This is a genomic window from Luteibacter sp., assembly GCF_036500425.1.
In the GTDB taxonomy this organism is placed as follows: domain Bacteria; phylum Pseudomonadota; class Gammaproteobacteria; order Xanthomonadales; family Rhodanobacteraceae; genus Luteibacter.
The window spans coordinates 1-11,553 of record NZ_DASYCB010000016.1 but is presented as its reverse complement, the minus strand read 5'-3'; the positions used below and the strand labels follow the sequence as shown (position 1 = coordinate 11,553).

Here is an 11,553-nt window from a genome sequence, read left to right as displayed (position 1 = left end):
CATCCATCATGCTTCTGCACATTCCCGACGTGCTCACCTCGGATGAGGTTGCAGGGATGCGAAAGCAGATGGACGGTGCCACGTGGACCGATGGCAAGGAAACCGTCGGTCCGCAAGGTGCCAGGGTCAAGCGGAACCTCCAGCTTCCGCAGGCCTCGCCGTTGCGCAAGGCGCTCGGCGACCAGGTGGTGGCGGCCCTGGGCCGCCACCCGCTTTATCACGCGGCGGCGTTGCCGTTGCGCACCCTCTCGCCACGCTTCAACCGTTACGAAGGTGGCGGTGAGTACGGTTTCCACATCGATGGCGCGGTCATGTCGGTCGATGGTGGTGAAACGCACGTCCGCAGCGATATCTCCTGCACGGTGTTCCTTGCTGATCCGGACGAATACGACGGCGGGGAACTGATCGTCAGCGACCTCTACGGCGAGCATGAAGTGAAGTTGCCGGCCGGCGATGCGGTGGTGTACCCCTCATCCAGCCTGCATCGGGTCACGCCGGTGACCCGGGGGGCGCGCATCGCCTCGTTCTTCTGGGTGCAGAGCCTCGTGCGCGATGACAGCGCGCGGCGCCTGCTGCTCGAACTGGATACGGCGATCCGCAAACTCACCGCCGATGGCGCCGACCAGGCGGCGATCCTGCAGTTGACGGGCGTTTACCACAATCTGTTGCGGCGCTGGGCCGAAACCTGATGCGTCGGCCTGGTTTTTGCCCAGGCTTAACGAAAAGGTAGGCATGTGGGCCCCGGGGCGGGATAATCGTCCATCCCCCAAAGTCGTACCCCCACAACGCATGTTCGAACCTGGTCAACGCTGGATCTCTACCGCCGAACCCGAGCTCGGTCTCGGCACCATCCTCCGTGTCGAAGGACGCGGCGTGCAGGTCCTGTTCGCCAAGGCAGGCGTCCTGCGCCCCTACGCGGTGGACAGTGCCCCCCTGGTTCGCGCCGAGTTTCGCGCCGGCCAGCGTGTTTCCGGCAAAGGCATCGCCTTTCTGGTCGAACGCGTGGAGACCCGTGAGGGCCTGCTCGTCTACCGTGGCGAAGGGCGTGAACTGGAAGAAGGCCAGCTCGACGACGAGCAGGCCATGTCCCAGGCCGATGATCGCCTGATCGGCGGCCGCACCGATACCAACGACAAGTTCGACCTGCGCGCCGAAGGCCTGCGCCGCCGCGCCGAAGCGCGCCGCGCGGCGTCGTGGGGCCTCGAATCCGCCCGCATTGGCCTGGTCCCGCACCAGTTGCGCGTCGCCGGTATCGCTGCCGCCCGCCGCCCCCCACGGGTCCTCCTGGCCGATGAAGTCGGTCTGGGCAAGACCATCGAAGCCGGCATGATCCTGGCTCGCCAGTTGGCCGCCGGCCGCGCCGAACGCGTGCTGGTGCTGTTGCCCGAAACCCTGGTCTACCAGTGGTTCGTGGAGCTGCTGCGCCGTTTCAACCTGTCCTTCTCCATCTTTGACGAAGAGCGCTGCGAGGCCATCGAGCAGGGCAACGACGGGCGCAATCCGTTTGAGGACGAACAGCTCGTCATCGCCGACTTCGCTTTCCTGGAAGGCGCACCGAAGCGCGCCGCACAGCTGGCCGAGGCCGGTTGGGACCTGATCGTGGTCGATGAGGCGCACCACCTCGAGTGGACGCCGGAGAGCGCTAGCCCGCGTTACCGCCTGGTTGAAGAACTCGCCGTTGCCACGCCGGGCGTGATCCTGCTCACCGCCACGCCGGAGCAGTTGGGTCGCGCGGGCCACTTCGCCCGCCTGCGCCTGCTCGATCCGCAGCGCTACAGCGACCTCGACGCCTACCTCGCCGAATCGGCCAACCTCGCGCCGCTCTCCGAGCTGGCCAGCACGCTGGCCGCTGGCACACCACTCAGTGCCGAGCAGCGCAGCCTGATCACCGAGCGCTTCAAGGGCGATCGCGAGATGGCCGCCCTGCTTGATCGTCCGAACGGCAGTGCCGCGTTGCTCGCCGCGCTCATCGATCGCCACGGCACCGGCCGTGCGATGTTCCGCAACCGCCGTGCAGGCATCGGTGGTTTCCCGCAGCGCCTGCCGGAGCTGCTCGAAATCGATCCGGGCACGCTTGCACCGGGACGCCGCGAAGCCTTGCTCGCTGAATTCCGTTCCGATATCCAGCAGCCACCCGCGCCGCTGGAGTTCGACTACTCCGACGACCCGCGCATCACCGAGCTGATCGGCCTGCTCGATGCCCATCCGGCCGACAAGTTCCTTCTGCTTTGCCGCAGCCAGGGCAAGGTCATGGCGATCGAAGATGCCCTGCGCACGCGCAGTGGCGTAGGTGTCGCCCGCTTCCACGAAGGCCTCGGCATCGTGCAGCGCGATCGCAACGCCGCGTTCTTCGCCCAGCCGGATGGCGCGCGCCTGCTCATCTGTTCGGAAATCGGCTCCGAAGGCCGTAATTTCCAGTTCGCCCACCGCCTGGTCATGTGGGATTTACCGCTCGATCCGGATCTGCTCGAACAGCGCATCGGCCGTCTCGACCGCATCGGCCAGAAACACGACATCGTCATCCACGTGCCGGTCGTCTCCGAGAGCGCGCAGCACATCCTCGCCCGTTGGTACGACGAGGGTCTCGATGCCTTCCGCACCAGCCCCGCCGATGGCCGTGAACTGCTACGTCGCTTCGGCACGCTGCTGGCCAGCCTTGCGGACGAGCACGCGCGCGAAGACGACAACCGCGACCAGGAACTGGATGCGCTGATCGCCGAGACCCGCGGCGCGCACGAAGAACTTTCCGCATTGATCCACGCCGGCCGCGACCACCTGCTTGAACTGGCCGCGAGCCGCGACCCGCACGCGGACGACCTCGGCGGCAGCTTCGCGCGCGACGACCACGATCCCTCGCGCGATGCCTTCATCCAGCGACTGTTCGAGATGTACGGCGTGCACGCCGAAGAGCTGGCCAAGGACATCACCCTGCTCGATCCGCAATACCTGTCCACCGACGGCCTGCCCGGCTTCGCCGATGGTCCGCTCTCCGTGACGTTCTCGCGCGAAACGGCACTGGCGCGCGAAGACCTGCCGCTGCTGCGCCTGGATCACCCGATGGTGCTGGCGGCGGTCGATCTGCTCGTCTCGGCCGAAACCGGTAACGCGGCGTTCCTGGTCGACGATAACCTGCCGGTGCGCACCGCCCTGCTCCAGTCCGTGTTCGTGTTGGAAGTGGTGGCTGATCGCCAGCTCGATGCCGGCCGTTTCCTGCCGACGACGCCGCTGATGATTGCGGTGGATACCAAGCTCACCGAACGGCCCAACTTCCGACCCAGCGACGTGGCGTTACGCCGCGCCGCCGATCGCAATATCGACGTGGCCCGCTACCGCAAGTTCCTTTCGAAGCTGGTTCCGCCCATGCTCGAACACGCGAAGGACCTGGCCGAAGGCCGTGCGGAAGTGCTGAAGATCGAAGCCTCGGAAGTGGCGAAGGCCGAACTCGACGCGGAGTTCAGCCGCTTGCTGGCTTTGCGCCAGGTGAACCCCTCGATCACCGAAGCCGAGATCCAGGCCGTCGCTGCCGAACGCAGCGCCCTGCTTAGCGCATTACCCGACGCGCGTCTGCGCCTGGATGCGGTGCGTTTTGTCGTGAGCCCGGACTTCCTCGCGCTGCGCTGAGGATGATCAACCGCGAAGGCGTGGCGGCCGTACGCCCCACGCCCAGAGCAACGCCAAGCCGGCGACCAGGCCACCCAGGTGCGCGAAATGCGCCACGCCCGACAAGGTGCCGGTGACGCCGAAGATCAGTTCGGCGGCACCGTAAAGGGTGACGAAGAGCCATGCGGGAATGCCCACCGGGATCGGGATAAGCATCAGCTTCTCCCGCGGGAACAACACGGCGAAGGCGGCGAGCAGGCCAAAGATGGCACCCGACGCACCCACGGTCGGGTACATCGCATCCGGTTGGAAGAAATAAAGCACCGCCAGCTGCGCGATGCCCGCGGCCACCAGGCACGCGAAGTAATAGATGGTGAAGCGCCGCGCGCCCATCACACGCTCCAGCAAGCCGCCAAACATATACAACGCGTACATGTTCAGCACGATATGCATGACGCCGCCATGCAGGAACGCGTAGGACACCAGTTGCCAGGGCCTGAACCCCAGGCCGACGACGTTATCGCCGCCCAGGTTCACCGCGATATCGTGGCCAAACGGCCACAGCGCGAGCCAACGCGTGATGGCCAGCGTGGAATCGTCGTCGAGCAGCTGCTGCAAGACGAAGAGCACGATATTGGCGATGAGCAGGTTGCGCGTGACCGGTGGCAATCGCGGGGACATGGAGGTTCCGGGTTCAGGTAGCGGGTGGCGTCGGCACGACTTCCGGCAAGGGCTCCGGGCGCGGTGCCGGCAGCGGTGTCGGCTGCAGGATCTCGATCCAGTATTCGTCGGGATCGCGGATAAACGCAATGTGGCTCATGCGGCCATCGGCCAGGCGCTTCTGGAACGGCACCTCCAAAGCCTCGAAGCGTGCGCAGGCGGCTTTCACATCGGGCACGCTCACGCAGAGGTGACCGAAACCGCGCGGCTCGCTATTGCCGTTGTGGTACGGGGTCTTTTCTTCCTTCTCCGTACCATGGTTGTGGGTGAGCTCCAGCACGCCCGGCTGGCTAAGTACCCAGCGTTTGCGGGTTTCATCATCTTTCGGGATCGTCTCGACATCGCTGACGAGCACCAGGTAGACGATGGTGAACGCCGCTTCGTCGAATACGTGCCTGTAGACCGGCGTGAAGCCGAGTACGCGCGTGTAGAAATCCAGCGACACCTCGAGATCACGCACGCGGATCATCGTGTGGTTGAACACATAGCGCCGGGTGGGAATATCCGGCGAAGCGGTGACGCCCGGCATCGCGAGAAGGTCAGAAAGGGGCATGGGGAGGGGGCCTCGTGGAAACAAGGTCCAAGGGTGGCGGCCACGCCTTTGCGTTGCAAGTGCGACGAACGAGGACTACACAAAAGAAGCAAAGGCCTACACAGCCGCGCGGGCGCCGCCTTCACGAAAACCCAGGAGCAACAGCACGACGGCAAGCGCGCCGTAGGCACCCACGAATTGCCATACGAGTACGCGCGATGCCGGATCGAGTAGCCACGGCAGGTAAACCGCGCCGATAGGCTGCACCGAATGAATCACACCAAAGGCGGTGAGGACACCACCCAGTGCCACGATGCCAGCCGCCTTGCGCACATGCCCATCGATCATCGCCACGACGAAGCTGGCCCACACCATCGACGTGATGATGAAGCCATTGCCAAGGATGACGATCACCGCCAGTTCGGATACGCCATGGCTGCCATCGGCATACAGCGCGCCGAAATGCGCCGGATCGACGATGGAAGGGTCACCGAGCTTGATCGCGAGCATGCGTGCGATCGCAGGAAAAAAACTGAAGACCACCGCCGCCGCATAGCGCAGCGGTACGGCTTCGAAGGCCTGCACGGTGATGCCGATGGCGACGAACACCAGGATCGGTGCGAGCACTGCGACGGGCAGTAATTCCACCAGGTTGGACAGGTAACCGAACACGCCACCCAGGCCGATGATCAGGCCGGTCACCAACGTGTAACCCGTACGCGCGCCCATCGCCTTGTAAGCGGGTTGACCGATATACGGTGTGGTCTGTGCCACACCGCCGCAGACACCGGCGACCAGGGTCGCGAGCGCTTCGACCAGCAAGATATCGCGGGTGGCATAGTCATCGCCCGCTGCGCGGGCACTTTCGGTGACGTTGATGCCGCCGACCACCATCAGCAAGCCGAACGGCAGGATCAGCGGAAGGTAAGGCACGGTGGCCGGCAGGCCTGCAAGGAAACCCAGCGACGGCCAGGGGAAGCCCAGGCGCCATTCCCACGCGGCGGGGGCGTGATAGCCCGTCCCCAGCAGGCCGAGCGGCCCCAGGCCGTAATAGAGCGCCACGGCGACGATACCGGCGGCAAGGACGCCAGGTGTACCGAACGGCAGCCGACGCTTCGCGACCAGGGCGTACAGCACGATGCCGAGGCCGGCAAAGCCAACCACCGGGACGCGCATGATCTCGACCAGTGGGAGGAAGCCCATGAGGACGAGGGCGATGCCCGCGATGGAACCGAGCAGGCCGGCGCGCGGCACGGAACGCTGCACCCAGGCACCAAAGAACGAGAGCACGAACTTAAGCACGCCCATGACGACGAGTGACGCCATGCCAAGCCGCCAGGTCGCTTCACCTGCCGCGACCGGGTCCATGCCGGCTGCCTTGTAGCCCGCAAACGCCGGCCCGAGGACGAGCAGGGCCATGGCGATGCTGGTGGGCGCGTCGAGACCTAGCGGCATGGCGGTAACATCCGCCCTGCCCGTCTTCGTGGCCAGCCGTCGGGCCATCCACGTATAAGCCAGGTTGCCCAGCAACACGCCCAGGGCGGTGCCGGGGAACATGCGCCGGTAGACGATATCGGCGGGCATCCCGAAGATGCCGATCAGCGCCGTGGCGAGGAAGGCCAGGATCGACAGGTTGTCGACGACAAGACCCAGGACACCGTTGAGGTCACCGCCACCGAAGGCGCGACGACGGGATGCCATGCTATGCGCAGCCATCAGAACGACACGTCCGCGGGCTGGGTGACGCGCAAGACCGACTGGTCACCCGTTTTCGCCTTCCAGGCGGCGCGGATCGCTTCGACGTCGGTGCGATGGGCCGGCGTATCCGGGTAAAGCAACAGCAGCAACTTCGAACGAAGCCGTTCTGGCTGGGCCTGGCCCTTACCCTGCCACTGGCCGTAGACGTCCACGACCGAGAGGCCGTCCGGGAAGCGCGCGGTCACCTCGCGGTCGAGGAACGCGCGCCAGCCGGCCTCGTCCACGCCGCCCTGGGTGCCCTCGACGCCCAGGCCGAAGTACAGCTCCGTGCGGACCCAGCCTGCGGTGCTGCCAGGGTGGGCCGCATCGCCCGCCAGGGTCGCGGAGGCCGGGGCATTCGCAGGCCCGTGCGCGGGGGGCGTCGCGCAGCCCGCCAGCAGGAGTGAAACAGCTAAAGCGATGCCTGCGATGAATTTCATGGAGCCCCCGACCTGTTCTTATTTATGGACGTCCATACGGCCAGACGTCCGTCCTATTGACACAGCGTACACTGCGGTGCAACAAATGTCGCACTCCCCGCACATTCCTGCGGCGGCACCAGGGCCTTCCATGACACGCACCTCTTCCATGCAGCATGCCATGCCGGGCCGCTTCGCGGCTGGCGGGCGATGTTGCCTCGGTTGCATGCCCCGCCCTTAGCGACCCGCTGTTCCCTATTCGCTTCCCGCGCTCCCCTGCCCGCCCGGCGGGAGTCTTCGCGCGCGTCATTGCCAGGATCCTCCATGCGCCGTTCCCGCCTCGCCTTCACCATCGCGCTCGCCATGGCCGCCACGGCCGCCCAGGCCCAGCAGACCGACAAGCCCGCCACCACCACGCTCGACCAGGTCATCGTCACCGGCACCCACGCCCGCGACCGGACGGTGCTGGATTCGCCGGTCCCGATCGACGTGCTGACCCCCGAAGACCTGCGCTCCGCCGGCGCGGTCAACGGGGAGCTGGGCCAGGCGCTGGCGACCTTGCTGCCTTCGTTCAACTTTCCCCGGCAGTCCAACTCGGGCGGCTCCGACCATGTCCGCGCCGCACAGCTGCGCGGGATGAGTCCGGACCAGGTGTTGGTGCTGGTGAACGGCAAGCGCTTCCATACCTCGGCCCTGGTCAACACGGACACCAAGATCGGCCGCGGGACGACGCCCGCCGACTTCAACGCGATCCCGATCAGCGCGATCAAACGCATCGAAGTGCTACGTGACGGCGCCGGCGCTCAGTACGGCTCCGATGCCATCGCTGGCGTGGTGAACATCATCCTTGACGATGCACCGGAAGGCGGCGAAGTCGATACGACCTATGGCGCGTATCACACGAACTTCCGCCCGGGGAATCGCGAGATCACCGATGGACAGAGTGGCTATGTCAGCGCAAAGGCCGGCACGACACTCGGTAGCGACGGCTTCCTTCGCGCAGGCATCGAAGGGAACAACCGCGAGCCTACCAACCGCGCGGGCAACGACCAGATCCCGCCATGGGAAAACCAATCGCCGGCCAATCTGGCCCTGCAAGGCAAGCGCAACTACGCTGCGGGCGATCCGCGCAATGAAAACTACAGCGGCTGGTTTAACGGCGAACTGGGGCTTGGCGATGTCGTGCGTGCCTATGCATTCGGTACCTATACGAAGCGGCGCACCGTGGGCGACAACTACTTCCGCTACCCCGACAGCGATGCCAACGTGCCGTCGATCTATCCTGATGGCTACCGTCCCGAATCGCTCGGCTACAACACCGATGTGAACCTCACCGCGGGCGCGCGCGGCCGCGCGGGGGAATGGGATATCGATGCGAGCCTCACCTGGGGCCGCAACACGTTCGACTACGACTTGCGCGATTCGGTGAACGTCTCGCTGGGCGATGACAGCCCCACGCATTTCGATGTCGGCAAATATGAAAACTCGCAAGGCACGGCTAACCTCGACCTCACGCGAACGGTAGGCATCGGCACCCAGCTCTTCACCCTGGCGACGGGTGCCGAATTCCGCCACGAAGGGTTCCAGACCTTCGCGGGCGATCCCGCGTCGTATGCGGTGGGCCCCCTCCTGGGCGCGCCGACTGGCGCGCAGGCTGGTGGTGGGCTGACCCCGCAGGATACCGCCGACCTGCATCGCAACGTCGCCGCCACCTACATCGACTTCTCGGGTGACGTGACCGAGCGCTTCTTCGCGGACGCCGCCGCACGCTACGAGCACTACAACGACTTCGGCGGCGCGTGGACCGGCAAGCTCAGCGGCCGTTATGCGTTCAACGATGCGATCGCATTACGCGGCGCGGTCTCCAATAACCTGCGCGCGCCTTCGCTCAGCCAGATCGGGTTCGAGTCCACGTCGACCGGGTACGGCGCCAACGGCGAACTGGTCCAGGGCCGCGTATTGTCGGTGAATAACCCCATCGCACGTGGGCTCGGCGCCACTGACCTGAAGCCGGAGAAGTCGCGCAACTTCAGCCTCGGCCTTACCGCACGCGCCGGCGATCGCTTCGATGCGTCCCTGGATATTTACCGCATCGACGTCGACCACCGCGTCACGTTATCGGAAACGATCGCGCCCGACGGCCTGGAGGACCTGATCGCCGCTCGTTTCGGCGTACAGGGCGTGCAGAGCATCGCCTTCTTCACCAACGCGGTGGATACACGCACGCGTGGTGCAGAGCTGGTCACTAACTACCGGCAACCGTTGTACGGCGGCAACCTGATCCTGACCGCGACGTACAGCTACAACCGCACATCGATCCGCAAGGTGCGCGACACCCCTGCCGCGCTCGCCGAACTGGGTGCGGATGCCGTTTTGTTCGGCGTGGAGGAGCGGAATACGCTGACCGATGCGGCGCCTCGCCAACGTGGTTCGTTTACCGCGCACTGGGATAGCTCGCGCTGGTCGCTGCTGGGCCGCGCGACGCGGCAGGGATCGACGACGCGTGTGTTCGATTTCGGCGATGGGTTCGTTCCGAAGCAGACGTATGGCGCGCGCTGGCAGATCGATGCCGAGGCCGAGTGGCATGCCACGGATCGGCTGTCGCTGGCACTCGGCGGCCAGAACATCACCGACCAATACCCCAACCGCTCCATCCCGGACATCGCCTACGCCGGCAACTTCCCCTACGACGTGATCTCACCCATCGGCACGAACGGCGCGTATTGGTACGGTCGCCTGCGCTACGCATGGTGAATCGCGCGCAAGCGCGCTCCTACACGAGATCTGCGGTGACCTGGATGGTGCTCCTTGTAGGAGCGCGCTTGCGCGCGATCGCCAACGACGCGGTGACGCCGGCTGCGGGCTTACTGCGCGGCGGCGATCGTATTGACCGGGGTGTGCGACGCGGTCGTGGTGATCATCGCGCCCATGGTCAGCACGCAGGTCAGGACGGCGGCGAGGAAGAAGGTCTTCAGCACAAGGGTTTCGGTCTTCATGGTCGGTCTCCGTGAGGTGGCAAGTGGGCGTGGGTGCCCTTTGCGATAACGGTTGCATCGGCCGTGCCAACCATTGATTCACCGCGCAAACCGCGCTGCCAAGCCATTTCTCGACGATCGCCTTCAGCAACATCCGCTGTCCGCGGACGATCGCCTGTCCGCGGAGGATGTCCGTACACCGCCAGAAACGCCGCCTGCCATGCGGCAACCACGTCCGAGCGCCAACGCGATGCCGAAGGCGAGCCCACCCGATGAAGACATGCATTCGCGCCAGCGAATGAACCGATCACGAGGCGCGAGGCAGCCGGCAACTCCAGAAGCACGCGAAGAATAAAAAAAAAGCCCGGCTTTCGCCGGGCTCTTTTGTGTTGCTACCGATCAGGAACGCTGCTTGTCCAGATATTACTGCTGGACCTGCAGTTCCGTACGACGGTTACGCGAACGGCCTTCGGCCGTGTCGTTCGTGTCGATCGGGTTGCTCTCGCCGTGGCCGATCGGGCCTTCCAGGCGATCGGCACCGATGCCGTGCGAGGTCAGGTAATCGAACACGATCTTGGCGCGACGCTCGGACAGCGACTGGTTGTACGCATCCTTACCGACGCTATCCGTGTAACCAGCAACAGTGACCTTGACCTGCGGGTAACGCTGCAGGGTGTCGACAGCCTGGTCGAGGACGCCCAGCGACTCGCTGGTCGGCTCCTGCAGGGTCGGGCCAATGTTCGTCTCGCCCTTCTTCGGACGATCGAACTTGAAGTTGACGCCGCGCAGGTCGATGACGACCTTCTGCGGGCAACCATCCGGACCAACGATGGTGCCAGCCGGGGTGGCCGGGCACTTGTCGTCGCAATCGTTCACACCGTCGCCATCGCTGTCGAGGGTGGAGCAATCCGGAGCAGCCGGGGCCGGAGCAGCGGCCGGGGCCGGAGCAGCCGGCGGCTCGCCGAAGCGCGAAACGATCGAGAAGCCGAGGAACCAGTCGCCGTAGCCATTCTCGCTGTCCTGCGACTTGTCGTCGAAGTCATAGCGGTAACCGGCTTCAACGCGGAAGTCCGAGCTGTCGGTGATGGTCTTGGACACGCCAACACCCAGTTCAGCAGCCGGCGACCAGCCGTTGTCGGACGGGTTGTGGTGGTACGAACCCATCACGCCAGCGAGCAGGTACGGACGCCAGCTGTCCCACGCACCCGCGTAGAAGCGAGCGGCAACGCCGTAGCTGTTGTTCGACCAGTGGCCGGTGCCATCGTTATCGCGCTTGGTGCGATCAGCAAAGATGTCGATCGACGCGTTGCTGGAGATGAACTTGCCGACGCCGAGGCCGTAGTAAACCTGGCGGCTGTTGGTGTTGCGGTCGGTGTCGTTGTAGTAACCGCCAACCGTCGGGGCGATGTACCAGCGGCCGTCATAGCCATTACCCGCGTCAGCGGATTCCTGCGCGTGAACGGCACCCACGCCGCCCAGGGCCAAGCCGATCAGCAAAAACAAGCCCTTACGTTTCATCGGTGTCTCCTCATTATTGGTATTCGCGTCCGCGCTCCACCCCAGACGGAAA

9 protein-coding genes are annotated in these 11,553 nt (G+C 65.2%); 3 read left to right on the top strand and 6 right to left on the bottom strand.

Annotation, left to right across the window (positions count from 1 at the left end; translation table 11 throughout):
- The first annotated feature begins 8 nt into the window (after nucleotides 1-8).
- Together VGN46_RS03300 and rapA are read left to right on the top strand one after the other, a co-directional pair.
- Nucleotides 9-689, top strand: coding sequence for a Fe2+-dependent dioxygenase (locus VGN46_RS03300; protein ID WP_331640595.1), 681 nt, complete (start codon nucleotides 9-11; stop codon nucleotides 687-689).
- 100 nt (nucleotides 690-789) lie between these two features.
- The gene (rapA, locus tag VGN46_RS03295; RefSeq protein ID WP_331640592.1) at nucleotides 790-3,621 is read left to right on the top strand and encodes an RNA polymerase-associated protein RapA; all 2,832 of its coding nucleotides are present in this window, start codon (nucleotides 790-792) and stop codon (nucleotides 3,619-3,621) included.
- A gap of 6 nt (nucleotides 3,622-3,627) precedes the next feature.
- On the opposite strand, the gene VGN46_RS03290 is transcribed toward rapA, so the two are convergent.
- The 4 genes from VGN46_RS03290 to VGN46_RS03275 form a co-directional block, all read right to left on the bottom strand.
- Nucleotides 3,628-4,281, bottom strand: a complete 654-nt coding sequence (locus VGN46_RS03290) for a rhomboid family intramembrane serine protease (RefSeq protein ID WP_331640590.1) — start codon at nucleotides 4,279-4,281, stop codon at nucleotides 3,628-3,630.
- Nucleotides 4,282-4,294: 13 nt separating this feature from the next.
- On the bottom strand, nucleotides 4,295-4,873 hold the full coding sequence (gene gloA, locus VGN46_RS03285; RefSeq protein WP_331640588.1) for a lactoylglutathione lyase: 579 nt from the start codon (nucleotides 4,871-4,873) through the stop codon (nucleotides 4,295-4,297).
- A 96-nt stretch (nucleotides 4,874-4,969) separates the two neighbouring features.
- Nucleotides 4,970-6,568, bottom strand: coding sequence for a hypothetical protein (locus tag VGN46_RS03280; RefSeq protein ID WP_331640586.1), 1,599 nt, complete (start codon nucleotides 6,566-6,568; stop codon nucleotides 4,970-4,972).
- The gene (locus VGN46_RS03275; protein WP_331640584.1) at nucleotides 6,568-7,029 is read right to left on the bottom strand and encodes a DUF3574 domain-containing protein; all 462 of its coding nucleotides are present in this window, start codon (nucleotides 7,027-7,029) and stop codon (nucleotides 6,568-6,570) included. Before VGN46_RS03275 ends, VGN46_RS03280 begins: the two co-directional genes overlap by 1 nt.
- Before the next feature lie 303 nt (nucleotides 7,030-7,332).
- Here VGN46_RS03275 and VGN46_RS03270 point away from each other — a divergent pair, with 303 nt between their 5' ends.
- Nucleotides 7,333-9,762 (top strand): TonB-dependent receptor, encoded by a 2,430-nt coding sequence (locus VGN46_RS03270; protein WP_331640582.1) that lies wholly within the window; start codon nucleotides 7,333-7,335, stop codon nucleotides 9,760-9,762.
- 110 nt (nucleotides 9,763-9,872) lie between these two features.
- On the opposite strand, the gene VGN46_RS03265 is transcribed toward VGN46_RS03270, so the two are convergent.
- Together VGN46_RS03265 and VGN46_RS03260 are read right to left on the bottom strand one after the other, a co-directional pair.
- Nucleotides 9,873-10,004: a hypothetical protein gene (locus VGN46_RS03265; protein ID WP_331640580.1), complete on the bottom strand. Its 132-nt coding sequence runs from the start codon at nucleotides 10,002-10,004 to the stop codon at nucleotides 9,873-9,875.
- Between the two features lie 402 nt (nucleotides 10,005-10,406).
- Nucleotides 10,407-11,501 carry an OmpA family protein gene (locus VGN46_RS03260; protein WP_331640745.1) on the bottom strand — a complete coding sequence of 365 codons (1,095 nt, stop codon included), beginning with the start codon at nucleotides 11,499-11,501 and terminating at the stop codon, nucleotides 10,407-10,409.
- Between the last annotated feature and the right edge of the window lie 52 nt (nucleotides 11,502-11,553).